Raw genomic sequence first — 25,112 nt, 5'->3', positions numbered from 1 at the left:
TGCTTGCCGTGATGCTCTCTTCAGCCAGGGCCATGGGCAGCCTCCCGGCATGGCAGAGCAAGGCCGCACTGCCTATCGCGATTTGATGATCCCCTTCGCAGCTCTTCTCGACGCTGCTGTGTTGATTATTCTGCAAGTCTTTTCGTCGGTGGACTCCTTAAGGTCTTCGGTGCTGCCAGCTGCATACCTTGGGCATCCTCGGCATGCGGTGTGGGGGGGTGATGAAGGGCATGGCAACCAATCTATTCGAGCTGTTGGGCAATCAACGCTTGATCAGATTTGTCATGCCTCCGCTGAGCCTGGTTTATACGCCAAAGGGATCAGGCCGCATCAGGTGCCCAGGTGGCTGGGGAGTCGCATGACAGCGTGGGCCATGGCCTCACCACGATTATCGCCCTGACTCAGGGGTTCGCTGACTCAGTTGAGGTCAAGGAGCAGCTATGGCTCCAGGCTGCGCATGCTCAACGAGCTCGACACCGTGATCCCAGACAGGATAACCTCAGTTTCATTGTCAGCATGGAGGCAATCGAACACGCTCCGGCACGCCTCAGGCCCGAGCACCACGTCCTCTCTCGTGACTATGAGCAGGACGGCACCCTCCGCATCAGAATCCACGACGATGGGCATGGGGGATGGGCATGGGCAAGCCTTGGACGATCGGGGACCGACCATTCATGATCATCAACACGATCATCAAGGAGTGCGCCCCGAACAGATAGGCGAGCAATGTCGACTGATGGGAGGGGTTTGAGTAGTTGACCGAGCGAAAACGGGGGATGGACGGTAGAAGCCATCCTGCCTGGTACTGGCAGGGGGGCAACGCTCATGATTGACCTGATCCTGATGGATGACCTTGTGTTCCTTCGCAAGGGGCTGGTCCCCATGATCCCGAGGCTGACCATGATCTACGAGTCGTCAGACGAGCTTCCAATGGTCAGGAGGCGGTGATTCTGCTTCGATAAATGAAAGCAGCCGCTCAGCCGTTGCCCCAGGTGATCCTTGTGGACGTTCGCATGCCCGTGATGGATGGCATCGTGAGGATGAAAGCCAGGAGGAATGATGGCTTGCGGCATGATGACTTCACCAGTGTGATGAGGTTGATGCTTGGGTTCGGGCGCCGGAACTCGCATACAAAAAGAACGCTTGTTCGATCAGTTGAATTCTCACTTTATTGAGTTTCCGCTATTCGTTTACGTGGATAATATTTCAGTCAAACAGGCTCCCTCTGGAATTCTCCGGTTCGGTTGCTTGCCGCCCGTATATGATGAGATGCAGCCGCTGTCCAGGCTGCAGTCGGACAAGGAGCGGCCACGCGATCGGCACGAGGGAGGCGGACCATGGGAATCCTTCTGGTGAGGATGGACCAGCCTGGAGCAGTGGATGCCGACCAGGTCTGGCAGTATCTGAAGGCTTGTCGCGCGCAGCCAGAGGATGAAGCGGCTGGGCTCGGCCCCTTGGAGGACTGCCGCAGCTTGGATGAGGTTCGTCGGTCAGGCCTGCCCGAGGTGGCTCGGCAGGCGCGTGGCGATGATCTGCCCCTGGGATTTGTGCCCGCCTTCCAGTTCGCTGCACTTGAATCCAGTGGCGAACTGGTGGGGATGATCCAGCTGAGGTTGCAGCTCACAAAGGCGCTGCTGCGCATGGGCGGCAACATCGGCTATTCGGTCCGTCCGGATCGTCGTCGGCAAGGCTATGCCGGGATGATGCTGGACGATTGTCTGCGACGGGCTGCCGCCCTGGGCATGAGCCGGGTCCTGATCACTTGCGCCGGATCGAATCTGGCCAGTCGGCGGGTCGTTCTTTCGCGTGGCGGGCAACTGGAGAATGTGCTTCCCGGCAGCTCTGGTCAGCCAGTAGAAAGATATTGGTTCGATTTGCCTGATCAAACGAGCAGCCCGATGAACACGCCAGTGTGAAAGAGACCGATAGATTCCTCGTGTCTTAGCGCGTCTGCGAGGTTCTTTTGAGAGAATGGCAGATATGGTCTGGCTGATTGTCCTGGTATGGGTGCTGGTGGTGATGGCATTCATTGTATTCGTCATGCGTTTGGCGCTGGGCGAGTCCCAGGACCGTGCCTTCTCTCAGTCTCTGAATGAGCGTGTGCGCAGGGCCGCGCGCCGTCGGCAGGAGCGAGAGAATAAGCTGCCGCGGATTGCAGGAGGGCATCTGTCTTTCGCCCCTGGCTCGGGCGAGGATGCGCCAACTGCTGAAGACCTTGCGCATCCCTATCCGGTTTATGTCAACTCCTTCTCTGTGGTGGAGGTTCGAGGTACGCTGGCCTCCGATTCCACGGACGAGATAAATCTGCCCCGGCCCCCAGGCGTCGATTCTGCATCGTCGGCTAGCCCGAGACAAAAGAAGAATGCCGTGCCGTCGGTCTCTGCGGCCTCGGAGCCTCCGGCCCCCAGGAACTCCGCACTACGTTCTTCCAGCCCTGAGCCCTCGCGTCCGCAGCGGAGGGAGCCTCAGCCCATCACCTTCGACGTCATGCCTTCAGTCAAGAGCGGTTCGCAGACGGAAACGAGTCATCCGAGCGAAAAGTGACCGCTGGTGATGACTGTCCGTGTCCCTTTTCGCCTTTAGGCTGGTACCTATGACAACACAGCAGCTCCTTATTCTTATTCTGGTGCTGATCGTTCTGGTGCTGGCGGTGGTCGGCATTCTGGTGGCGGTCCGCAAGCGCCGGTCCCAAGGGGATTCCGTGCGCCCCGGCAGGGCGCAAGAGCCTGGTAATGGCCACTCTTCTTTGCCCCCGAATGCGGCAGAGGGCCGAGCTGGAGGCCAACTTGGTGCCTCCCCAGCAGCTTCATCAGGTGACCAGGCTGTCCAGTCCGCATCCCCCGCATCGGCTTCTTCTACGGGTTCAGTCGATTCAGAGGCGTCCGCCCAGTCTTCCTCAGCCGACCAGGCAGCACCGCCAGCGCAGGAGGAGCCGGTTTACCCGGAGGCCTCTGCATCCCGCATGACCAGGCTCAAGGCCAGGCTGGCCAAGAGCCCCAACCCCTTCGGAAAGGCCCTCTTTACCATTTTGACCAAGGACCATCTGAGCGAATCCGACTGGGAAGATGTTGAAGACACCCTGCTCAAGGCGGATGTGGGCGCCGAGGCCAGCGAACAGCTGGTGAAACAGTTGCGCGACGATGCCCGGATTACCGGGCAGAAGGACCCCGCAGCAGTGCGTCGTGGCCTTCGTCAGCGCTTGATCGATCTGATCGACCCCAGCATGGACCGAACTCTGGTGGCTGCCCGGCCTCAGGCCAACAGGCCGTCGGTCGTCATCATGGTGGGCGTCAACGGGACAGGCAAAACCACCACGGCGGGCAAGCTGGCCAGGCTCTTCGTCGCCGATGGCAAGTCGGTGGTCATGGGTGCCGCCGACACCTTCCGCGCCGCAGCCGCTGACCAGCTGGAGACCTGGGGTGGCAAGGTGGGCGTGCCCGTGGTCCGCAGCGACCGCGACGGTGCCGACCCGGCCTCGGTGGCTTTCGAAGCCGCGGAACGAGCCAAAAATGATCAGGCGGATGTCCTCATTGTGGACACAGCCGGGCGCCTACAGAACAAGGCCAATCTGATGGATCAGCTGGGCAAAATCCGGCGGGTGATTGAGAAGAACCTGCCCGTGGACGAGGTTCTGCTGGTCCTGGATGCCACCACCGGACAGAACGGAATGATCCAGGCCCAGGTTTTCGCCCAGGCCATCGGGGTTACGGGCATCGTTCTGACCAAGCTGGACGGCTCAGCCAAGGGCGGCATCGTCGTTTCTGTCCAGCGGGAGTTGGGCGTGCCCGTCAAGCTGGTCGGGCTGGGCGAGGGACCCGACGATCTGGCCGTTTTCGATCCCGAGTCCTTTGTCGACGGCATCCTGGGAGATGAGTAGTCCAGCCGCCGGTTGGTCATAAGGCGGTTATCCAATAGTCACCCGGAGGTAATGCGGCGGTGACCTGACCGACATCCTCTTCCTGTTTGATGAATCGGGAAGTGGAAGAGAATCTGGCGTAGGCTGTCCGGAGGGAAGTCCTCTTTATTGGGGCTGTTCGCTCGGATGGGGAAAAGAGAGGTGTAGGCATGGATTCTGGAAATGCTGCCTGGATGCTGGTAGCGGCATCCATGGTTTTCCTGATGACTCCAGCGGTGGCTTTCTTCTATGGGGGTATGGTCCGAGCCAAGGCTGTACTCAACATGATGATGATGTCCACGCTGGCCATTGCCGTGACCGGGGTTGTTTGGACCTTCTGGGGATGGTCGGTTTCCTTTGCGGGCAAGGACATCGGAGGCGTCTTCGGCGACCCCATCACTGGCTTCCTGCTCAGGGACACGGTCACGGCCAAGGATGGGGTCTTCACTTCGCTTGATTCTGCAAACGCTGCCTACCCGCATACGGTGGATATCGCCTTCCAGGCCGCCTTCGCCATGATCTGCGTGGCCCTGATCTCGGGAGCCCTGGCAGAGCGAGTCAGAATCAGCACCTGGATGATCTTCGTTGTCCTCTGGGTCACCTTGGATTACGCGCCCATGGCCCACATGGTCTGGAATCACGGACTGTTGGCTGCCGATGGACCCATCTCCAACGCCATCGGGGCCCAGGCGCACGACTTTGCGGGCGGTACGGTCATCCACATCAACGCGGCAGTAGCAGCCCTGGTCATTGTGCTCATTATCGGCAGGCGAATCGGCTTCCCCAAGGAGTCCATGCGCCCCCACAATGTGCCCATGGTCATGCTGGGCGCCTTTCTGCTCTGGTTCGGCTGGTTCGGTTTCAATGCCGGATCCGCCTTCGCCGCCAACGGCACGGCTGGATATGCTTGGGTTTCCACGACCATAGCCGCCAGCGGCGCCACTCTGGGCTGGCTCTTCACTGAGCGGGTCCGCACTGGGCATTACACCGCCATGGGTGCAGCATCCGGCATGGTCGCCGGCCTGGTGGCCATCACTCCAGCGGCCGACGTGGTTTCCCCGCTTTGGGCCATGGTCATCGGACTCTTGGCTGGTTTCGTCTGCTGTCTGGCCTGCGGGCTCAAGTTCCGTTTCGCCTATGACGACTCCTTGGATGTGGTGGGCATCCACGGTGTGGGTGGTTTATTGGGCACGTTGCTGATAGGTTTCTTTGGTACCGGTACGGGCTTCCTGGCCGGCGGCAATTTCCGGCAGCTGCTGGTTCAGTTCCTGGTGGCGCTGATTGCGGTCATCTACGCAGCTGTAGTAACCGGTGTGATCGCCTTCGCACTGGAGAAGACCATTGGTTGGCGAGTCAGCAAGGATCAGGAGGTCATCGGCGTCGATCAAAGCGATCAGGGTGAGAGCGCCTACGACTTCGGGTCTATTCTGAACTGATCAGAAAGGAAGGCAGCATGAAACTCATTACCGCCATTATCCAGCCAGGGCGGCTGGATCAGATTAAACAGGCCCTGACCGAGGCCGGCGTGCACGGCATGACCGTCTCGTCAGCCCAGGGCTATGGTCGGCAGGGCGGCCATAAGGAGGTCTACCGGGGCAGCACTGTCAAGGTGGACCTGGTTCCAAAGGCGCGCCTGGAGGTGCTGACCGAGGACAGCCGGGCCGACGAGCTGGTCGACACCATCGTCCAGGCCGCCGCCACCAATACCGTGGGCGACGGCAAGGTCTGGGTGCAGTCTCTGGACTCAGTGGTCAGGGTTCGTACCGGGGAGACCGGCGTAGACGCTATCTGAGGCAGTCTTCTGCCGCCACTCTGTATGGTCGTCTTCCTGCTGACCGGTTTCGCGGGATTCCGTCGCTGTGGCTCATTTCATGGTCTAACGGTCGGGGTCCTGCTTTTTCTATGTCTGAGTTGTTGAAGATGACTCCTTAGGCTTCTTTGACCTGGCTAATCGTCCCCATCCAGATATCGGTGCGCGTTCTCAAGCCATTGCAGATGGCTCTGACGCCGATGAAGAGGACATTGAGAACGGCCCAGAGCATGGCTATCCGCCAGGTGGGTGTCCAGTTCATAGCCAGAGCCGTCATGCCCAGCAGCCCGATCAGGTAGATCACAGCCGTCAGGGAGCAGGTGGCTGCCAGGTAGCGATAGTCCCCGGCCCCGATCAGGATCCCGTCCAGGGCCCACATCCATCCGGCGACGGGCATGAAGACTCCCTGGACGATCATGCCCACGGTGATCAGCGACCTGATGGTCGGCGTTGGGCTGAACAGGGGGGCGGCGAAGAGGCCCAAGGCGATCATGACCAGCCCGACCAGCACTCCCATGGCCATGCCGGCCTTGGCTGACAGGTCGGTCATGACCCGTGCCCGTGACCGCTGTCCGGCGCCCAGTTCGGTGGCTACCAGCGACTGGCCGGCGATGCCTACGGCATCCAGCATGTTCAGTCCGAAATTCCAGGCCGAGTTGACCCCCTGGTAGGCCGCCAGCACCTGCTCGCCCAGGTGGGCTGCAGCCACCACGGTCATAAAGAGGCAGATCCGCAGGGCCAGGGTCCGCAGGAAGAGCGGGAAGCCGTCGCCCATGCTGGCCGCCATGCCTGAGAGCCTGGGCCGCAGCTGGGCGCCTTCCCGACGGGCCCAGACCAGGGCGGGGATGGTCAAAAAAAGCCCCATGGCCCACTCGGCAATCAGGGTGGCCAGGCCCGAACCCAGAATGTCCATGTGTAAGCCGAAGACCAGAAGGACCTCCAGGGCGGTGTTGAGGATGGCGCCCGACACGGCGGTCACCAGGGTGATTTTTACCTTTTGCAATCCGCGGAAGATGCCGTTGGCCGCGTAGACCAGGAGCATGGCCGGAAGGCCGAAGACCAGGGCATTCAGATAAGTCTGCGCTGCCTGCAGGACTGGCCCGCGGGCTCCCATCAGGCTGCAGATGGGCCGGCTCAAAGCCAGGAGAACGGCGCAGACGACCAGGCCGATGACGAAGGCCAGCCACATGCCGTCTACGCCGGCCTGCATCCCCTTCCGGCGCTGGCCGGCGCCCATGAGTCGGGCCACCTGGGAGGTGGTCCCGTAGGCCAGAAAAACGCACAGGCCTACGGTGGTCAGCACCACAGTAGATCCGATGGAGAGCCCGGCCAGGGCCGAGTCGCTGATGTGGCCCACGATGGCGGTGTCGATCATGACGAAGAGCGGGGAAGCGATCAGCTGGCCGAAGGTGGGTATGGCCAGCCCAGCAATGGTCCGGTAGGTCGCCCGCCGCTCTTCTGGCGTGATTGAACCGGTCTTGGTTTCGGGGATGTTCCTGTGGCTGCGCATGGACGCCATGCTAGTGCTCGGGCCTGAAGACGCAGCCCTTGGAAGCCCGTCCGTGGACGCTCTGTCGGCAGATGCATATCACCAAACAGCCCTGGGCGCAAGCTTGATTGATGATGTGGAAAGCTGTCCCCAAGTTTTGCACAGAGTTATACCCATGAGGTGGATAAGCTGCACATGTGTCCTCTAGGACACGCCTTAAATGTGGATAACTTATTTTTCTGTGCACATGCAGGAGCGGCCTTGTGCTCCGTCCAGCACGGTAGGCGCGTCCTGGTGAATGCCTTGGGTGAAATCCGCTTCTTAGGGCTGTCGAGGACGGTCCTCTTCGTAGAATCGTGGCTATGGCTTCTGAGGACTACACCGACTACACCCATCCCGAACAGCGTCCCACCGATCATGCCCAGACCGGCCGCGACATGCTTTTCGACCGGGTGCCCCCGCATGACGACGATGCGGAGATGGCCGTCCTGGGCGGCATGCTCATGAGCAAGGATGCCATCGGCGAGGTCAGCCAGATGATCGAAATATCCGACTTCTACCAGCCCAAGCACCAGACCATCTACGAGGCCATCGTCACCCTCTTTTCGGCCTCCCAGCCAGTGGACGCGGTCCTGGTGGCCAACGAACTGCTCAAGTCTGGCGACCTCGAGAAGGTGGGCGGCACTGACTATCTGCACTCCTTGGTGGCCTCGGTCCCGACAGCCGCCAACGCCACCTACTATGCGGAAATTGTCCACCAGCGGGCCATTTTGCGCAATGTGATCGCGGCCGGCACCAAGATCGCCCAACTGGGCTACTCGGCTGAGGGCTCCCAGGCCGAGGATATCGTCAACCTGGCCCAGGCCGAAGTCTACGAGATGAGCGTGGGCAGGGTCCGTCAGGATTACGAGGCCATCGGTCCGGTCGTCCATGACACCCTGGACCAGCTGGATAAACTGCAGAACGGCGACATGGAGCGGGGCGTGCCCACCGGCTTCAAGAGCATCGACGACGTGACCCAGGGCCTGCAGCCCGGGCAGATGATCGTGGTGGCCGGCCGCCCCGCCATGGGCAAGTCCACCCTGGGCATCGACTTCGCCCGCGCTGCGGCCCTCCACAACAACATGACCACGGTGGTCTTCTCCCTGGAGATGAGCAAGACCGAGCTGGCCCAGCGCATCATCTCGGCCGAGACCGACATCCCCCTGGTGGCCCTGCGTCGGGCGGACGACATCACCCCCGAACGCTGGAACACCCTGAACACCTTCTGGAGCAGACTCCAGGATGCCCCGCTCTTCCTGGATGATTCGCCCAACATGAGCCTGATGGAGATCCGCGCCAAGTGCCGTCGGCTCAAGCAGACCAACGACCTGAAACTGGTGGTCATCGACTACCTGCAGCTGATGACATCGGGCAAGCGGGTCGAGTCCCGCCAGCAGGAGGTCTCCGACTTCTCGCGCGCCCTGAAGCTGCTGGCCAAGGAGCTGGAGGTTCCGGTGGTGGCGTTGAGCCAGCTCAACCGCGGTCCCGAGATGCGCAACGACAAGAAGCCCATGCTCTCCGACCTGCGCGAGTCGGGATCCATCGAGCAGGATGCCGATGTGGTCTTTCTGGTCCACCGGCCGGACTTCTACGACAAGGAGGACCGTCCCGGCGAGGCCGACATCATCCTGGCCAAGCACCGCAACGGCCCCACCGACACCTTTAAGCTGGCCTTCCTAGGCGAGAAGTCCAAGTTCAAGGACATGCCCCAGGACTACCAGCAGGGAGGGGTCTGATCATGCGCTCAACGGCTTCCAAGACGCAGCCTGCCGATCAGCCGGGTCGTTCTTCCCGACGCTGGCGTTCGCTTCTGGCCCTTCTGGTTGGCAAGGCTGTGCGCCTCGTTTCGCGTCTGTCCCATCACGGCGGTTCGGCGCTGCCTGGCAAGGTGGTCGAGCGGATCGACCCGGGCTTCCTGGCCAGGACCTTGTCGGGGCTGCCCCGTGGTGTGGTCCTGGTCTCGGGGACCAACGGCAAGACCACCACCACCAGGATGGTGGCCTCCATGCTGGAATCCCTGGGTCTCAAAGTCTTCACCAACCCGACCGGGTCCAACTTCACCCGCGGCGTGGTCTCGGCCTTGGTTTCTGCACTGGGGCTGTCCGGCCGGCTGCATGCTGATATTGCCGTTCTGGAGCTGGACGAGGCCTATGCGGTTCACTTTGTGCGACAGGTCAAGCCCCGCTACGCCCTCCTGCTCAATGTCATGCGTGATCAGCTGGACCGGTTTGGGGAAATCGATACTACTGCCCGGCTGCTGGGCCAGGTGGCTCAGGCCACCACGGGCACGGTGGTCCTCAACCGTGAGGATCCGCGCATCGCTAGGTTGGCCGCTCAGACACCGGCCCAGACCGGCGTGGCCTACTTCGGTCTGTCAGACGATCTGCTGACCTATTTCCCCACTGATGACGACATGCATGCCTCGGATCGGGAGTCTGACGGTGCCGGTGCGGACAATGCTTCCCGTTCGTTCCGTCCCGGTCATCGGTTGCCGGCCGAGGCGACCCTGGAGCGAGTCATGGAACACAGGGCCGCCTTCCGCCTGGATGGTCGGCTTCTGGAGACCGATTTGCGTCTGGAGGGCGTCTACAACCTCTACAATGCGGCCGCTGCTCTGGCGTTGGTGAGGGTCGTGCTGGAAGACAGGGAGCCTGATGATGCAGCGCTCATGGATGCCCTGTCCAAGGTGACGCCCGCCTTCGGGCGTGGAGAGGTCATCACCTACCAGGGCGCGCCGGTCGAGCTGGTCCTGGTCAAAAATCCCATGGGCTTCCGTCTGGCCCTGTCCTCCTTCAACCCTGTCGGTCAGGACACCATGATCGGCATCCGTGACGAGTATGCGGACGGGCGTGACATGAGCTGGCTCTGGGATGTGGACTTCACCTCGCTCAGAGATACCGGCGTGGCCATGGTCTCCGGCACCCGGGCCTATGACATGGCCCTGCGCCTGGCCTATGACCAAGTGCCCACTGAGGCAATCGAGACCGACCTGGATCGGGCGCTGACAGCCTTCCTCAAGGCGCACCCAGGGCGTCCTAAGCGGATCTACTGCACTTACACGTCTATGCTCCGGCTTCGGTCCGCCCTCGGCAGGATCACGAGTGTGGACGATGCCGGAGTGGGCGCATGAGCGAGAGAATCAAAAGGAGCGCAGGAATGCCGCAGACACAGGATAAGGCCGAGGCTGCGGGAAACCGTCCGCCGCTGCGGATTCTTTCCCTCTACCACCGTGACATGAACATCTATGGGGATTCAGGGAACATACTCAGCGTGATCCGCAGGGCTGAGCTGTACGGGTTCCGTCCCTTGGTCCGATATTACGATCCCGGCGATGCGTGGCCGGAGGGAATCGATATGATTCTGGGCGGCGGAGGCCAGGACCATGGCCAGGAACGGATTATCGACGACCTGCATAAGCGGAGCAGGCTGCTGCGTGATCTGGCCGACCAGGATGTGCCCATGCTGATGATCTGCGGGCTCTATCAGCTTTTCGGCCACTATTTTGAGACCTCCGAGCATGAGCGTCTGGAGGGGGTCGGCATCCTTGACGCGCACACCGTTGCCCAGCCCGATCGGATGATCGGCAACCTGGTGGAGCAGGCACAGGACTTCGGCAGGGTGGTCGGCTACGAGAATCACTCGGGTCTGACCTATCTGGGGAAGGGGACCCAGCCCCTGGGCACGGTGGCCGAAGACGGGCGCGGCAACAATGGCAAGGACCACACCGAGGGAGCCCGATGGAATAAGATCATCGGCACCTACATGCATGGGTCATTGCTGCCTAAGAACCCGGCCATCACGGACTTCCTTATCAAGGGAGCAGCAGAAAGACGGTATGGTCAGGGCACCCTCGCCCAGATGCAGGCGGCCATGGACCAGAAGAGCCGGGGCGAGCTGGAGCGTCTGGACTCTTTGGCAGATCAGGCCAGCCGCATCGCTGCGTCAAGGCCCCGATGAGAGGAAGCCTGTTCCGGCGAGCTCTCGATCGAGGGTGGCAGTCAGCGCCAGTGAAAGGGCCCGGACCGTCCGTCTTGTCATAGTGTCGAGCCGGATCGGTCAAGGATATTCGTCTAGACTGTAGAAAGAGACGGCCGTTCGTCTCTCAGCGGTCAACAGGGCCCGGTACCTCGAGGGCTTATGAATGCTTGGAGGCATATCATGTCGGATTTGCATATAGGTGATGGATTGCACAAGGTGCTTCTGGCTGGCATCGGAGCGCTGGCCACAGGGGTGGAGAAGAGCCAGGAGGTCGTCGACAGTCTGGTCAAGAAGGGCGAGCTGACGGTCGAGCAGGGGCGGATTCTCAATACCGAGCTCAAACGCAACAGGCAGAACCGTCCTGCTCCGGCTCCAGCTGCTGGCGTGCCTAGGCCAGCAACTCATGTTGCCCCCTTCCGTCCTGACCAGGAGCCGCAGGCGCCAATTCCGGATCGCCGGCCCGGGTCCATCCCCATCACCTCCAATGATCCCATCGCGGGCCAGCAGGGCTGAAGGCAGCCAATCGCTGTCGGCGTCGGTCATCTGCACCAGGAGGTCCCGTGCCGGTCGGCCATGCGGGCAAAGGATGCGGGTGAGCAGTGAGCATGGATGCCATGAATGGACATGATGCCCAGGTGCAGACCATTGGCCTCTTCGGGGTTGGAACGGGAGCGCACCAAGGGGCGGCAGGAAGGATCCGGCACAGGCGTGGCAGGGTCCGCCGATTGGCGGAGATGATTCGCATCGCCAACCGGTTCGACATCATCCACGGTCTGACCCCGGTCACCATGCGTCGCATGTTCGAGGCGCTTGGGCCCACTTTCGTCAAGGTGGGCCAGATTCTCTCCATGCGTTCTGAGATCTTGCCGGAGGCCTTCTGTCGTGAGCTTTCCAAGTTGCGCGCTGACGCGGATCCCATTCCCTATTCTGTGGTGACCAGCACCCTTGCCGCCGAGTATGGCCGTCCACTCGACCAGATCTTCTCCTCGATAGACTCTGTTCCTCTTGGTTCGGCCTCCCTGGCGCAGGTGCATCGGGCGCGCCTGGTGAGCGGGGAGGACGTGGCCGTCAAGGTCCAGCGCCCGGGAATTCAAGAGACCATGGCCCAGGACATCGACATTCTGCGTAGCATGGTCAGGTGGGCCTCGCGGTTCGTCCGCAGCAGCCAGGTGGTGGACCTGCGCGGGGTGGTCGAAGAGCTCTGGGAGACCTTCCAGTCCGAGGTCGACTTCCAGCAGGAGGCTGCGAATCTGGCGGAGTTCAAGGATTTCTGCAACTCCTATGCCTATATCGACTGTCCGAAGCCCTATCCCGGGCTCTGCACCAGGCATGTGGTGGTGATGGAGTACATCGACGGGATATCCCTTTCACGGCCCGCGCAACTGGTAGCCCAGGGCTATGACCTGAGGGAGATCGGCACCAAGCTTGTCGACAACTATGCCAGCCAGATCATGGACCGGGGCTTCTTTCACGCCGATCCGCACCCTGGCAACATCATCATCCGCGATGGCTGTATTGTGCTTATCGACTTGGGGATGGTCGGCCGCCTGGACAAGGTGACCAAAGCGGCCTTGAAGGACATGATTTTCGCAGTAGGGCGCGAGGATTCACCGGCCCTGGCCCAGGGCCTGCTCCGCTTCGCCGGCACCGGAGAGGCCAGGGCCGAGGACTACCCCTATCTGCTGGCCGATCTGGATGCTGTCGTCCAGCGGTTCGGCAAGCTGGACCTGGCCGATCTTGATATCGCCGAATACGTCAATGCCGTCATGAAGCTGGCCGCCCGGCATGGCATCAAGGTGCCAGGGTCGGTCACCATGGTGGCGCGGTGCCTGGTCACCCTTGAAGGACTCCTGGATGAGTTCCTGCCCGAGGCCAATATCGTGCAGATCATAGCCGACCATGTCGCCTGCAGCCAGGGCGCAGGGTCAAGGCTCAAGGAAGAGACCCGGAAGCTGGGCGCCCAGGGCGATCTGGCCCTGCACGGCCTTCTGGGCGCCTTGGCCGAGTCTCAGACTGCAGCCAGGATGCTGACCCGGGGCCAGCTTCGGGCCAACGTGCAGCTGGTGGGGTCCGAGGAGCCCCTGCAGCAGCTGTCCGACATGGTCAACAGACTGACCATGGCCCTCATTGTCGTCGGCCTCTATGTGGGCTCTTCAATCGTCTACTTCGCCCGCATCAAACCAGTGGTCTTCGGCATTCCGGTGGTCAGTATGCTGGGATACGTGGTGGCCTTCATCCTTTCGGTCTGGATAGTCCTGGACATCCTGATCAAGCATCGGGCCCTCAAGCGTCGGCGACGCAACGGTGAAGCCTAGACTGAGAGCCCGCCCATCCTGCACAGATACAGATACTGTCTGATGCTGAATCAGTTGGCGAAGTCCTCCACGGTCTCGGGGGATTCGTGGTTCATGAAGGCGGATTTGCCGGTATCCATGGCCCGCAGCCGGTCCATCTCCTGGTCGCTGAGCTGGAAGTCCCAGATGTCAAGGTTCTCGCGCATGCGCTCGCGGTGGGTGGTCTTAGGAATAACGATGACCCCGTCCTGAACCAGGAAGCGCAGGGCCACCTGGGCCGCGGTCCGGCCGTGTGCCTGCCCGATCTCGGTGAGGGTCGGGTTGGTGAACATACCCTGGCGTCCCTCGGCGAAGGGTCCCCAGGATTCGATCCGGGTGCCGTACTTGTCCATGTAGGCACGTTCCTGGGGGCGTTGGTGGAAGACATGGGTCTCCAGCTGGTTGACGGCGGGGACGATTCTGTTGAACTTGACCAGGTCCACATAGCGGTCGGCATAGAAGTTCGAGACGCCGATGGCCCGCAGGAGACCTTGGTCATAGAGGTCCTCAAGGGCATGCCAGGCTGCGTAGTAGTCGTTGAAGGGCTGGTGGAGGAGGACCAGGTCCAGGTGGTCCGTGCCCAGCTTCTTCATGGACTCCTCGACCGAGACCTTGGTCTTGTCGTATCCGTAGTTGGTGATCCAGACCTTGGTGGTCAGAAAGACCTGGTCGCGGTCGAGGCCGCTCTGGGCCAGGGCATCTCCAACGGCCTGCTCGTTTCCATAGGCCTGGGCCGTGTCGATGGCCCGATACCCTGCCTCCAAGGCATCCATGACGGAACGCCGGCACTCGTCGTGGTCGGCGATCTGGTAGACACCGAAGCCCTCCATGGGCATGAGGACACCGTTGTTGAGCGTGACAGTCGGGATTGATGTGGATTGAGTCTCGTGCAAGGTCTGGCCTCTTCTCTGATACCGATGGGGCGGAGCGGATGATGGAACCGCTTTGCCCTTTTAGTCCACCATATGCCTGTGAAGCCACTCGAAGTCAAATTGACGACCCCGGTTTTACATTCCGATGATGCTAGCGTGGATGGTGACATACCTGACGGCGGGAGGCGATGATGAGGTCCAAGGGACATTCGATTGGCAAGGTCGCCCTGGGTTTGAGTCTCGGGGCGCTGGGGGCATGGTGCTGGGCCCTGGCACCGGGGCTTTCGGTGGTCGCGGGCAGGAGACGGCCGACGAGCCTCTCCTGCCGTCCATATGCCCATAGGGGATTGCACGATGCCGGGTCTGGTATGGATTCGGACGAGCCCGGCCCAGCGCGGACGGCGTATCTGAACCGGGTCCACGAGTGTCTGCAGGTCGAATCAGCAAGATCGGCTGGCAGGCATGCATCGTCGGGGAGGCCGGATGAGGTCGCCATGGCAGTGGCTCCGGAGAACTCCTTGCCTGCCTTCGAGGCCGCATGTGAAGCCGGCTATGGCATCGAGTTGGACGTCCACCTCAGCCGCGACGGCCAGGTGGTGGTCATCCATGACGGGGACCTAAAACGGGTGGCGGGTGTCAATTGTGCCGTGGCGGACCTGACCTATGCGCAATTGCAGCAGATTCCCCTCTACCCTAGGGAAAACGCGGCGGATGGCCCCGATGACAGGGGCCCGATGCATGCCGATCATGTCGGAGGTCGAGGCGGGCAGACAGTAGATGGGGAGGTAGGGAATCCTGAAGCCCCGCACGTACCCCTTCTGTCCGAAGTGCTTGCGCTGGTGGATGGCCGGGCGCCCCTGATCGTCGAGATCAAGATGGATGGCGGATTGGACAGGGAGCTCATGAGCAAGACCGATGCCCTCCTTTCCGCTTATCGCGGGGACTATGTCATCGAATCCTTCAATGTCCTGGCGCTTGCCTGGTATCGGGCCCACCGGCCCGAGGTGATCCGAGGGCAGTTGGTGGCCCCATACCACGGTCGGGTGGACTCCTTCGATTCGGCCCTGCGGTGGATTGCCGGCTCCCTCCTCTTCAATTGGCTGGGCCGGCCGGACTTCGTGGCCTGCGAGTGGCATGGCGGCCACTCTGTGCCCATGCGTCTCTACCGATTCCTCGGCGGGGTCCCAATCGCCTGGACCATCCGTTCCGAACAGGCCCAGGAGACCGCCGGCCCGGATTTCGACGGCATCATCTTCGAGTCCTATCTGCCCAAGAACTGAACCAGCCGTAGAGACCGGAGATCAGGGCGGCCAGGGCCATCGCGCACAAGGCCATGATGAGGAAGTAATCGTATGGCAGGGGCACCATGTCCATGTCGACCTGCTTCGACAAGGCCCTGAAGATGATTGCCAGCACACCCACCATGGCCAGGGCCGAGAGAAGGGTGGCCGAAAGGGTGTCAATCACCGATTCCCAGACGGAGGCGCGGACCAATGTTCCGCGTAAAACACCAGCGGCATGCATCCTGCGATTTTCCTGACGGCGCTCGCTGACGGCGATGGCGCAGGATTGGACCAGGAAGATGGATGTGAGGATGACGGCTCCACCCACCATCTTGGGCAGGGCCCGTTGCACCTCCTGGGACCTGCCTATGTCATACCTGATGTGCTCTTTCCTGGTGCGCGCCTTGATGTCCTTATGGTCCCATGAACCGTTGAGCCGACTGGCCAGGTCGTCCGTCTGGACTCCCGGGGCGGCCTTGACCAGGGTGGTCAGCCCCCTGGGGTCGGGTGCCAGATCAATCAGGCCGGTATCCGTACTCAGGTATTGCTCCGTCTGCCCTGTGGGGGTCATGTCAACTACGGCGGTGATGGTTACTGTGTGGCGTCGGTTGTTCTTGTCGACCAGGTCCAGCTTGTGCCCCAAGGGGTCCTGCTTGTTGTGGTACAAGGACCAATTCGGGGTGACGGCAATCCTGCCCGGGCCCAGGTCGTCAGCGGATCCCTTGACGAAGTTGGGGCTGAGTTTGTCGGTGGCATTGCCAGCCTTGTTGATGTGCATGGTCGTGATGGCGGGAAGGTTGTCCGTTGTCTCCTCATCATCGGCCGCGCTGGTTCTGTCTTCTTCCACCCTCCAGACATCCTTGCTGTAGGTGACGGCGGATTCGATGTCCGATGAAGACTGAAGTCGCCGGTCCAGGTCCCCTGTCCGTTCGCTTCCTGCACTGATCACGACATCGGCCGCGACCGGCTTGTATCGGTCGATGGCTGAGTTGGCCCAGCTCGTTCTGGCCATGCTCAGCATGCCGGTCATGATGACCAGCATCAGGATGACGGGCAGGGCTATTGCAGTGGAACTGCGGCTTTCCTTGTACGCTCTTTGCCTGGCCAGGAGACCGGAACCGTGGGAGATGAGCTGAAAGGGGATGCCTATCAGATTGTTGCAGGCAGACACCAGGACGGGGGCCAGAGCGCCGACGGCGACAAGCATGCAGCCGGTGGCAGCCAGAATCTGACTCTCCACATCCATGCTGTGGAAGTTGTGGAAGACCAGGACCAGGCCGCCGACCAGGCCTGCCAGGGCGGTCACCAGGCGCAAGGGACCGATTGGCTTGGCTCCCGCCCGGTGCTCCGAGGCCTGCATGGCCTCGATGGGAGATATGGATGTGATCCTTCTGGCGGCGAACCAGGCCCCTATCAGGCAGGCCAGAAGGATGCCGCCGAAGGAGATGAGGGCCCCCTCGGGATGGGGCCGGGCAGTCATGCTCAGCTGTTCGAGACCCGAGTTGATGAGGGACTTGGCGAAGAAGGGAACCAGGGAGCAGCCTGCCGCACTGCCGATCAGGTCGGCCAGGCCCAAAGGAATGATGAACTCCAGCAGACAGATCAGTCGCACCAGCCTGGGGGAGGCTCCGGAAAGACGCATCATGGCATACTCGCGCCGGCGACGTTCAATCAGGAATCCTACGGAGGTGATGACCAGGAAGATCGAGATGAACCCACAGACACAAGCGGCCATGATGGACAGCTGTTTGGCAGCTTCCTGTGCGCTCTGTGCCATTGTGCGGTCGAAGACGCTCAGGGTCTGCATGTCCGGCATCCCGTCGCCCATCCGCGCGGCCAAGGCGACCTGGACCCAGGCGCTGGTCAGCGCAGATGAGGCAATGACCGCCAGGACCATGACCGTGTAAGAGGCTCGATGCTCATGGAGGAGGGATGAGACCAAAGAAAGCAGATCAGGCCTCCTGACGGTTCCGGTTCTGGTTCCGGCATTTGGGTATGGTGCCCTGTTCGTCCTCGTCGTCTGCATAGCCGGAGTCCCTCCATCCGATTTCCATGGGTCCGTCTCATCGGGGGCATCCCGATTGTTCGGATACCACCATTCGAGCACAGAAAGGACTGCCCCTCAGGGTGTTTTCGGGGTCGGATCAGTGATGAATCAGGGTACCTGATTACAGCAGGAAATACGGCATGGAGATGCCGGGCATGCTCGGATGGGCAAAATCTGTCAGCTAAGGCCGTTCGCGGGTTGGCTCTTGGAAGGCTGGGACTCTGGGTCGCTCGGTCGGTACATGGAAACGAATCGGAGAGGAACTGGCAGGGACGGCATTCGTACTATCCCGAGACTGGCTATTGGGGATCCTGATTGTGCTCATCTGAGTGGAAGAGGTGGGTTATTCTCTTTTTCAGATTGGCGTTATGCAGAATTTCCGACGACTGGCGGGAGACGGAGCCGGCTATCCTGCCACCGAGCTCCTTGGCCTGGTTCAGGGCCTGGTCACCAAGGTCGCGGGCATTGTCCACACCTCCCTTGGTCCGGTCAAGGGCCTGGCCGCTCAGATCCCAAGCGGTGCTTACGCCTTTCAGGGTCTTTCCTAGAACCTGCCCGCCGATGTTGCGTGCGGTATCGACGCCCTCCCTGCTTGTTTCCATGATCTGGGACGTGGTATCACGGGCTGCATCCAGCCAGGGTCGGGAGGTGAGGGGGTCGCTGTTCCGGTCCAGTCCGATGCCCTGGCCGAATTCCGCCATGTCCTGCTTGATCAGGTTGCAGTAATCAACTATTCGTGGCGACTGTTGGGGATGGAGCAGAACCTCCTTGTTGGCTTTTTCTGCTGTCTGATCAAGTTGCTTGAGTAGATGGTCGGCATTCTCTGAAATGACACGGACACGGTGTTCACGCGCGGTCTTCACCGCCTGGCGGTGTTGGTCGAGTTCATCGGGTTCCACCTGGGCGACCCGGTCCAGTTCCAGGATCGTGCTGGCATCCTGCAGTTGGAGTGATCTGGCCAGGACGGCCAGCCACTCATTGATCTGATCCCGGTAATTCCCCATGTCGGTGCCCAGGTCATGGACCCCTGATCCATCACCTATCTTCTCGGTGATGACATTGATTTGGCGGATTGCGTAAGCCTGCGTCTGGGCGATGGCCAACGACGTGGCCTGCACCTTGTCCCAGGTGGTCTGTGAAACGTGCCCGATCTGGTTGCGCGCGGCCAGGGCATCTTCGATGACCAGGTTGACCCCGACCATGTTGGTCAGGACCGTGTCCCGCTGGGCGCGCAGGATGTCGTCCACATGCTTGTCGATTCTCCGCAGGTACTCCACCATGGCCTGCATGGTCTGTTGAAGCTCATACTGGGTTATAAGGGCACCGATGTTGGTCAGCATGACCGGAGAAAGGGCGGATTTCCAACCGTCCAGGAACCGCTGCCCACCCTGGACCTCCTCGCCATCCTTCACCAGGACCGTGCCTGCGGACAGGCCCGTGCGCTGGTCCCGGTGCAGGTCATATTGGCTGAGGGCTTTGGGGACCTTCCCGTCTTGCCTGACCCATTTGCCGGATAAAGCCCTATCGCCAAGGACCTGAGCGACCATTCCCGATAGGTACCCTCGGTCGGTATGGGGATTGATGGGCTCGGCCAATGATTGCAGATGGTGCGACTGCAGGAACCCGTCGATGGCTTCGAGGTCCCCCAGTATTGCCATGCTGTCGCCGTCGTCGATGACCTGTATTGATTCAACCATGATCGGCCTCTCCCCGGGCAATCGTGACTATTCGACCCCTAGGGGAAGCCTATCATCGCAAGTCGGGAAAAAGGGGAGATTGAACGGCGTTCTGTCTACTTATAAAAAACGGTGGGGATCGTCAATGCGCGACGATCCCCACCGAAGAAAGAACAGAATCAGTCGATGACGCCGTAAAGGCGGTCGCCGGCATCGCCCAGGCCGGGCACGATGTAGGCGTGCTCGTTCAGCTTCTGATCGACTGCGCAGACCACCACTTTGAGGTTGATGGAGGGGTCCATCTCCTCCTTGAGTCGGTTCAGGCCCTCGGGAGCGGCCAGAATGTTGATGGAGGTCACGTCCTTGGCGCCGCGCTCGGCCAGGTATTTGGTGGCGGCGATCAGGGTGCCGCCGGTGGCCAGCATGGGATCCAGCAGGAAGCACTGACGGCCGGAGAGGTCCTCAGGCAGGCGGTTGGCGTAGGTGATGATGTCCAGGGTGTTCTCGTCGCGCTTGAGACCGAGGAATCCGACCTCAGCGGTAGGCAACAGACGGGTCATTCCGTCAAGCATGCCCAGCCCGGCACGCAGGATGGGAACAACCATGGGGCGCGGGGAGCAGAGCTTCTTGCCCACCATGGGAGCGACAGGGGTCTCGATGGGGTGATCCTCTATGTCCAGATTGCGGGTGGCTTCGTAGGCCTCAAGCATGACCAGTTCGCTGATCAGCTCGCGGAAAGTGTTGGAAGGGGTGTTTTTGTCCCGCAGTACGGTCAGCTTATGCTCGATCAACGGGTGTTCCAGTACGTGAAGTTCCATACCTCTCAGCGTAGCCCAGCGGGTCGGCTTCTGGTAGCGACCGGCAAGCCATGCTGTTTTCGATTCGGGAATGGAAATGAAAACGCCGAACCATGTAAGCGCCTGTCGGCGCAAACGCCGCTCGCAGCGGCAACAAACGGAGCCCGGGGCTTAGCCATGGTCCGACGCAGTCTCCATTGTAGGGCATGCCAGGGTCTGATCCTTGTTCACGGCAGGCTTACGCTTCCGGCGTGAAGGGTGACTGATTCTACTCCAGCCGTCCCCGCCGCCAGAGCGAGGCGCCCCGCATGAAGTCACGGGCCGTCTGATTAAGGGAGTTGACGGTGCGCTGTGCCGCATCCACCTCCTCGGCCTCCTGGCCGTCCAGCTGCCGGCTCTGGGCATCCCGAATGGCGGTCTTAATACCGCGAGCGATCACGTCGCAGAAGGCTCCGGCCCGTTCCAGAGCTATGGCGAAGTCGCCGGTGAAGGCTCCGGAGAGGATGGAGTCGGCGGTTCGGATGATGTCATCGGCTTCCGGGGCCTGATCCACCCCGGCTATAGCTGATGCGGCAGTGTCGGTGGGCTCGCCCAGCCGCCACAGACGACTGATTCCATCAGCGTCCTTACGCATCCAGCTGCGAAGCATGTAGAGCCGCCAAAGAATGCCCGGCAGAGAGTCGGGGTCGCTGTCACTCCAGAGCTCGGCCACGACATCCACACCCTCGCGGTCTACCAGGGTCAGAACCCGTTTTACGATGTCCGGGTCGGCGCTGTGGTGGACTCGGTCCAGCAGGGAGGCTGCCGACACGTGGCTCATCTCGCTGATCTGCTGCGGGTCCATGCCTCCGGAGAGCTGGTCGGCGATGGCTGGGTCCAGCTGGCCTGGGCGTGAGGGCCGGGATGCTCCGGTGCCGGATGCCACAAATCCCGTGCGGGAGGATCGGATTGAGGATGAGCCGATTCTGGAGTTGCTGTCAGTAGACAATGGGAGTCACCTTCTGTATGTCGATGATGGTCGGATGATTGGGGTCGCCGGTCAGACTGAGGACGACGGCGTTGCCGGTGGGCATGAAGGGGGAGTCATCGGGCAGCCGTTTGGACAGCGATCCGCTGGAGCACAGCCCGCGCAGCTTTTCAAAGATACCTCCCAGGACCGGGCGATGCATGCAGATCATGGTCGTTCTGTTGCCTGTCAGCAGGTCGGCCATCTGCCTGTCCAACCAGCTGTGGGCCTGTTCGGGGCGGCGGTGGTAGGAGGACTCCGTCAGGCAGGCCACCATCTCCAAGGGCAGACCTACCTCATCGGCGTAGGGTCGCAATGTCTGCACACAGCGGATCCAGGGGGAGGACAGGAGGCGGTCGGGCGCGAAGCAGGCCAGCTCCCGAGCCAGGGCGTAGGAGGTGCCAGCGCCCCTGGGGGTCAGAGGACGATTCGCGTCCTTGCCTGTCCACTCCTTCCGGGCAATTGCCTTGCCGTGACGCACGATGATCAGCTGACGAGCCCGGATGCCGCCCTGCTCCACCCGGTCCACGAAGGCATCCAGTATGGTTCTGTCACTGGGGTGGGTCAATAGTTTGCGGGCTTCAGAGGCCCCGACCCATCGTATCTGGTCGACTTCCCTGGAATCAGGCCGGTGGATGGGACCTAGAAGTGCGCTCTGACCGGCGGCGTGTTCCGAGTCGGTCGGTGTCGCCATCCAATAGCAGATATGTTTGAGCCTGCCGCCCTTGCCGCCCCGGCGCCGGCCCTCGTTATTCAGGGGATATTCGGCATCTCCCAGGTATGGCCCAAGGTGGACAAGACAGCCTGTCTCCTCACCGACCTCGCGCACGGCCGCCCGCAGGTGGGTCTCACGGTTCTCCAGCTTGCCCTTTGGCCAGCTCCAGTCGTCGTACTTGGGGCGATGGACCAGGCAGAGCTCCAGCTCATCAAGGTCGGATCGGGGGCTGGCTCCTGGGGCTGCCCGGCCGTCGTCGCTGAATTTCATCCATCCCTGGAAGCTTGTGCGCCACCGGTAGGGGATGGCTCCGGCTGCCTCGACCGTCCTGCTCATGGCCGGGTGCCATCCCGATCGCCCACCTCGGCGGCGGACCCGCCGACCTGGAGGCGCATCATCATCGCCTGGCCCTGGGGGTTCGGGCATGACGGTCGATCAGGTACTCCTGTGAGTCGACCAGAGGTCGGCCCTGATCATCGCGACTGTGGCGCACATAGGTGCCGTCGGGCTGCATGTGCCAAGAGCTAGTGGTTTCAGCCATCTGCAGATCCACATAGTCAATGAGCCCTTGCACCTGTTCGGGCGCAGTGATCCGGACCAGCGCCTCCACACGGCGATCCAGGTTGCGGTGCATGAGGTCAGCAGAACCTATCCAGACCTCTGGTCCTGCCAGGGGCCCCTCGCCGATCTGGGGGCCTTGGGAGTTGGCGAAGGCGAAGATGCGGCTGTGCTCCAGGAACCGTCCCAGGATGGAGTGGACCCGGATGTTCTCGCTCAGCCCGGGCACGCCTGGCTTCAGAGAGCAGATGCCGCGCTCCACGATGTCGATGCGGACCCCCGCTTGGCTGGCCCGGTAGAGGGCGTCGATGATCTTTTCGTCCACCAGGGAGTTGACCTTGATCCGTATCCACGCAGGCTTGCCGTTCAGAGCGGTCTCTTCCTCGCGGGCGATCCGCTGCAGCAGCCCGGAACGGACCGTGCGCGGAGCTACCAGCAGACGGTGGAAGGAGGACTTAGGCGCATAGCCTGACAACTGGTTGAAGAGCCGGGTCAGGTCCTGCCCCACCACTGGGTCGCAGGTAAGCAGGCCCAGATCGGTGTACTGGCGAGCGGTCTTGGGGTTGTAGTTGCCGGTGCCTACGTGGCAGTAACGACGCAGGCCGTCCTGCTCCTGACGGACCACCAGGGAGAGCTTGCAGTGGGTCTTGAGCCCTACGATTCCGTAGACCACATGGACGCCAGCCCGTTCCAACTGACGGGCCCAGGCGATGTTGGCCTCCTCATCGAATCGGGCCTTGATTTCGACTAAAGCCAGGACCTGCTTGCCGGCGTGCGCAGCATCCACCAGAGCATCGATGATGGGCGAGTTGCCCGAAGTCCGGTAGAGGGTCTGTTTGATGGCCAGCACCCGCGGATCGGCTGCCGCCTGCTCCAGGAAAGCCTGAACCGAGGTGGAGAAGGAGTCATAGGGGTGGTGAAGGAGGATGTCATGCTCGCGGATTGCAGCAAAGATATCCTGGGCCTGGCTGGATTCCACCTCGGCTATCTGCCGGTTGGTTGTGGGAATGAAGGGGCGAAACTTGAGGTCGGCCCGGTCGATGGACTGCAACTCGAACAGGACCGTGCAGTCCAAGGGAGCGGGCAGCCGATAGACCTCCTCCTGATTGACTCGGAGCTTGCTGGCCAGCAGCTGGGAGAGGAAGGGGGAGGCAGAGTCGGAAATCTCCAGGCGGATGGGCGGTCCGAACCGCCGCTGAAGCAGCTCCTTCTCCATGGCGTTGAGCAGGTTCTCTGCGTCGTCCTCCTCTACGTCAATGTCTTCGTTGCGTGTGACGCGGAAGGAGCGGGCTTCCTTGATAATCATGCCCGGGAAGAGGTATTCCAAGTGGGCGATGATCAGGTTCTCCATGGTGATGAACCCATAGCGCTCCTCCCGACCCTCTTCGTCGGTCAGATCGTCCACGGGAACCAGACGGGAGAGATTGTCGGGAATTTTGACGCGGGCGAAGTGGGTCTTGCCCGAGGTGGGGTTCTCCACCAGGACCGCCAGGTTCAGGGAGTTGCCTGAGATATAGGGGAAGGGGTGGGCCGGGTCGACTGCCAGCGGAGTCAGCACCGGAAAGACCTGGTTGCGGAAGAACTTGGTGAGTCGTTCCTGCTCCTGGCTGCTCAGTTGTGGCCAGCTCAGCAGAATGATGCTTTCTGCGGCCAGATCCGGCAGGATGTGGTCGATGACATAGTGGGCATGCTCATCCTGAAGCTTGTGTGCCTGCTCGGAGATGGCCCTCAGCTGCTGACGAGGGCTCATTCCGCTGGCTGCCGTCATAGCGATGCCGGTGTCCACGCGACGCTTCAGACCTGCCACGCGGACCATGAAGAACTCATCAAGATTGCTGGCGAAGATTGCAGCGAAATTGGCGCGCTCCAACAGGGGCACGCTCTCGTCTTCGGCCAGTTCAAGCACGCGTTTGTTAAACTTGAGCCAGCTCAGCTCCCGGTCGAAATAACGGTCCTCAGGCAAGGGCGAGACCGGGTGATCCGAGCGCCTCGATACATGCCGTGCCTGGCCGTCGGTCTCGGCAATATGCTCCGCGATCTGGCTGCGTAGCAAGGCCTTGGAGGGTGCGTCAAATTTCTGAACCATACCATAGCACTTTATTCGCAGGTGCCGTCCTCTGCAATCGTTGATAAAGCCTGTGGATAAATAGGAGCGGCCCCCGCGGGAGGCCGCTCCCACAAGGTCGGTCCAGATGGAATCTCTGCACAACATCATCGTTGCAACGGTCAAGTCTTACGCACCCGTTCAACGTATCGGTCCTAGTGGCCATACACTTTGTGGGCTTCCGTGCTCTTGAACCGTCCTTGTATATGCCATTATGCCAGTTTCGAGGCCGATGGCAAGCATGCCGATCGGTCGAAGTGCAGGAGGTTATCGGCTTGATCTTTTGTGCGATTGTGTGCATTGCGGCAAGCTGAATACAGCAGGTTTGCAGGAATCTGTTGCTTCCATGCGAACATCTGTAGCCTTTCATGGGCATGGACTCAAAAAATGCTGTAATTCGAGGCGTGTCGTGATGTTGACGCATTTGTGCACAGCGAGGGTGAAGCGATGTGGAAACATAAGGTCATTCGACCACATCACCTCCAGGGACTGGTGCTGATCACATGA

At 61.3% G+C, this 25,112-nt stretch carries 18 protein-coding genes and 1 pseudogene; 11 read left to right on the top strand and 8 right to left on the bottom strand.

Going from position 1 to position 25,112, the window contains the following annotated elements:
* Positions 1 to 1,337 precede the first annotated feature (1,337 nt).
* From GYM67_RS08615 to GYM67_RS08595, 5 genes and pseudogenes are all read left to right on the top strand, one after another.
* Entirely contained in the window at positions 1,338 to 1,916 is a 579-nt protein-coding gene (locus GYM67_RS08615) for a GNAT family N-acetyltransferase (protein WP_220236465.1), read from the top strand.
* A 64-nt stretch (positions 1,917 to 1,980) separates the two neighbouring features.
* Entirely contained in the window at positions 1,981 to 2,544 is a 564-nt protein-coding gene (locus GYM67_RS08610; protein ID WP_220236464.1) for a hypothetical protein, read from the top strand.
* Between the two features lie 397 nt (positions 2,545 to 2,941).
* Positions 2,942 to 3,877, top strand: a pseudogene (gene ftsY, locus GYM67_RS08605) (signal recognition particle-docking protein FtsY); the annotation flags it as partial.
* 188 nt (positions 3,878 to 4,065) lie between these two features.
* Positions 4,066 to 5,331 (top strand): ammonium transporter, encoded by a 1,266-nt coding sequence (locus GYM67_RS08600; RefSeq protein WP_220236463.1) that lies wholly within the window; start codon positions 4,066 to 4,068, stop codon positions 5,329 to 5,331.
* 17 nt (positions 5,332 to 5,348) lie between these two features.
* Positions 5,349 to 5,687, top strand: coding sequence for a P-II family nitrogen regulator (locus GYM67_RS08595; protein WP_220236462.1), 339 nt, complete (start codon positions 5,349 to 5,351; stop codon positions 5,685 to 5,687).
* A gap of 136 nt (positions 5,688 to 5,823) precedes the next feature.
* Here the strand turns inward: GYM67_RS08595 and GYM67_RS08590 are convergent, their stop codons facing one another.
* Entirely contained in the window at positions 5,824 to 7,215 is a 1,392-nt protein-coding gene (locus GYM67_RS08590; RefSeq protein ID WP_258561491.1) for an MATE family efflux transporter, read from the bottom strand.
* A gap of 416 nt (positions 7,216 to 7,631) precedes the next feature.
* Between GYM67_RS08590 and dnaB the strand changes: the two genes are divergently transcribed.
* The 5 genes from dnaB (at position 7,632) to GYM67_RS08565 (ending at position 13,529) form a co-directional block, all read left to right on the top strand.
* Positions 7,632 to 8,972 (top strand): replicative DNA helicase, encoded by a 1,341-nt coding sequence (dnaB, locus tag GYM67_RS08585; protein WP_033510868.1) that lies wholly within the window; start codon positions 7,632 to 7,634, stop codon positions 8,970 to 8,972.
* Positions 8,973 to 8,974: 2 nt separating this feature from the next.
* The gene (locus GYM67_RS08580) at positions 8,975 to 10,366 is read left to right on the top strand and encodes a Mur ligase family protein (protein WP_258561490.1); all 1,392 of its coding nucleotides are present in this window, start codon (positions 8,975 to 8,977) and stop codon (positions 10,364 to 10,366) included.
* A gap of 26 nt (positions 10,367 to 10,392) precedes the next feature.
* Positions 10,393 to 11,193: a type 1 glutamine amidotransferase gene (locus GYM67_RS08575; protein WP_220236460.1), complete on the top strand. Its 801-nt coding sequence runs from the start codon at positions 10,393 to 10,395 to the stop codon at positions 11,191 to 11,193.
* 201 nt (positions 11,194 to 11,394) lie between these two features.
* Positions 11,395 to 11,727: a phasin family protein gene (locus tag GYM67_RS08570; protein WP_220237491.1), complete on the top strand. Its 333-nt coding sequence runs from the start codon at positions 11,395 to 11,397 to the stop codon at positions 11,725 to 11,727.
* Between the two features lie 92 nt (positions 11,728 to 11,819).
* A complete protein-coding gene (locus GYM67_RS08565; RefSeq protein ID WP_220237479.1) occupies positions 11,820 to 13,529 on the top strand; it encodes an ABC1 kinase family protein in 1,710 nt (569 codons plus the stop codon).
* A gap of 50 nt (positions 13,530 to 13,579) precedes the next feature.
* Here GYM67_RS08565 and GYM67_RS08560 read toward each other — a convergent pair whose 3' ends face one another.
* A complete protein-coding gene (locus GYM67_RS08560; protein ID WP_220237478.1) occupies positions 13,580 to 14,383 on the bottom strand; it encodes an aldo/keto reductase in 804 nt (267 codons plus the stop codon).
* 530 nt (positions 14,384 to 14,913) lie between these two features.
* Between GYM67_RS08560 and GYM67_RS08555 the strand changes: the two genes are divergently transcribed.
* Complete coding sequence (locus GYM67_RS08555; protein WP_220236459.1) at positions 14,914 to 15,699, top strand: glycerophosphodiester phosphodiesterase family protein; 786 nt, start codon at positions 14,914 to 14,916, stop codon at positions 15,697 to 15,699.
* Here the strand turns inward: GYM67_RS08555 and GYM67_RS08550 are convergent.
* The 6 genes from GYM67_RS08550 to GYM67_RS08525 form a co-directional block, all read right to left on the bottom strand.
* On the bottom strand, positions 15,668 to 17,728 hold the full coding sequence (locus tag GYM67_RS08550) for an ABC transporter permease (RefSeq protein ID WP_220236458.1): 2,061 nt from the start codon (positions 17,726 to 17,728) through the stop codon (positions 15,668 to 15,670). The two genes, GYM67_RS08555 and GYM67_RS08550, sit on opposite strands and share 32 nt — an antisense overlap.
* Before the next feature lie 320 nt (positions 17,729 to 18,048).
* Complete coding sequence (locus GYM67_RS08545) at positions 18,049 to 19,446, bottom strand: hypothetical protein (protein ID WP_220236457.1); 1,398 nt, start codon at positions 19,444 to 19,446, stop codon at positions 18,049 to 18,051.
* Positions 19,447 to 19,604: 158 nt separating this feature from the next.
* Complete coding sequence (gene upp / locus GYM67_RS08540) at positions 19,605 to 20,243, bottom strand: uracil phosphoribosyltransferase (protein WP_015022561.1); 639 nt, start codon at positions 20,241 to 20,243, stop codon at positions 19,605 to 19,607.
* A gap of 247 nt (positions 20,244 to 20,490) precedes the next feature.
* Positions 20,491 to 21,186 (bottom strand): thymidine phosphorylase, encoded by a 696-nt coding sequence (locus GYM67_RS08535; RefSeq protein ID WP_220237477.1) that lies wholly within the window; start codon positions 21,184 to 21,186, stop codon positions 20,491 to 20,493.
* Between the two features lie 13 nt (positions 21,187 to 21,199).
* A complete protein-coding gene (locus GYM67_RS08530) occupies positions 21,200 to 22,279 on the bottom strand; it encodes an NUDIX hydrolase (protein ID WP_220236456.1) in 1,080 nt (359 codons plus the stop codon).
* 61 nt (positions 22,280 to 22,340) lie between these two features.
* Entirely contained in the window at positions 22,341 to 24,587 is a 2,247-nt protein-coding gene (locus GYM67_RS08525) for an RNA degradosome polyphosphate kinase (RefSeq protein WP_220236455.1), read from the bottom strand.
* Between the last annotated feature and the right edge of the window lie 525 nt (positions 24,588 to 25,112).

The sequence above is a fragment of the Bifidobacterium asteroides genome, assembly GCF_019469425.1.
GTDB classification, from domain to species: domain Bacteria; phylum Actinomycetota; class Actinomycetes; order Actinomycetales; family Bifidobacteriaceae; genus Bombiscardovia; species Bombiscardovia asteroides_I.
The sequence above is the reverse complement of the archived record's forward strand: the minus strand, read 5'-3'. Positions and strand labels throughout refer to the sequence as shown.

What these genes read in the sequence shown, in the direction of transcription:
- GYM67_RS08560 (WP_220237478.1), bottom strand. Translation starts at nt 14,383, where the DNA reads ATGCCCATGGAGGGCTTCGGTGTCTACCAGATCGCCGACCACGACGAG.
- GYM67_RS08565 (WP_220237479.1), top strand. Translation starts at nt 11,820, where the DNA reads ATGGATGCCATGAATGGACATGATGCCCAGGTGCAGACCATTGGCCTC.
- GYM67_RS08525 (WP_220236455.1), bottom strand. Translation starts at nt 24,587, where the DNA reads ATGGTTCAGAAATTTGACGCACCCTCCAAGGCCTTGCTACGCAGCCAG.
- GYM67_RS08600 (WP_220236463.1), top strand. Translation starts at nt 4,066, where the DNA reads ATGGATTCTGGAAATGCTGCCTGGATGCTGGTAGCGGCATCCATGGTT.
- GYM67_RS08550 (WP_220236458.1), bottom strand. Translation starts at nt 17,728, where the DNA reads ATGCAGACGACGAGGACGAACAGGGCACCATACCCAAATGCCGGAACC.
- GYM67_RS08590 (WP_258561491.1), bottom strand. Translation starts at nt 7,215, where the DNA reads ATGCGCAGCCACAGGAACATCCCCGAAACCAAGACCGGTTCAATCACG.
- upp (WP_015022561.1), bottom strand. Translation starts at nt 20,243, where the DNA reads ATGGAACTTCACGTACTGGAACACCCGTTGATCGAGCATAAGCTGACC.
- GYM67_RS08555 (WP_220236459.1), top strand. Translation starts at nt 14,914, where the DNA reads ATGGCAGTGGCTCCGGAGAACTCCTTGCCTGCCTTCGAGGCCGCATGT.
- GYM67_RS08615 (WP_220236465.1), top strand. Translation starts at nt 1,338, where the DNA reads ATGGGAATCCTTCTGGTGAGGATGGACCAGCCTGGAGCAGTGGATGCC.
- GYM67_RS08580 (WP_258561490.1), top strand. Translation starts at nt 8,975, where the DNA reads ATGCGCTCAACGGCTTCCAAGACGCAGCCTGCCGATCAGCCGGGTCGT.
- GYM67_RS08610 (WP_220236464.1), top strand. Translation starts at nt 1,981, where the DNA reads ATGGTCTGGCTGATTGTCCTGGTATGGGTGCTGGTGGTGATGGCATTC.
- GYM67_RS08530 (WP_220236456.1), bottom strand. Translation starts at nt 22,279, where the DNA reads ATGAGCAGGACGGTCGAGGCAGCCGGAGCCATCCCCTACCGGTGGCGC.
- GYM67_RS08545 (WP_220236457.1), bottom strand. Translation starts at nt 19,446, where the DNA reads ATGGTTGAATCAATACAGGTCATCGACGACGGCGACAGCATGGCAATA.
- GYM67_RS08570 (WP_220237491.1), top strand. Translation starts at nt 11,395, where the DNA reads ATGTCGGATTTGCATATAGGTGATGGATTGCACAAGGTGCTTCTGGCT.
- dnaB (WP_033510868.1), top strand. Translation starts at nt 7,632, where the DNA reads ATGCTTTTCGACCGGGTGCCCCCGCATGACGACGATGCGGAGATGGCC.
- GYM67_RS08595 (WP_220236462.1), top strand. Translation starts at nt 5,349, where the DNA reads ATGAAACTCATTACCGCCATTATCCAGCCAGGGCGGCTGGATCAGATT.
- GYM67_RS08575 (WP_220236460.1), top strand. Translation starts at nt 10,393, where the DNA reads ATGCCGCAGACACAGGATAAGGCCGAGGCTGCGGGAAACCGTCCGCCG.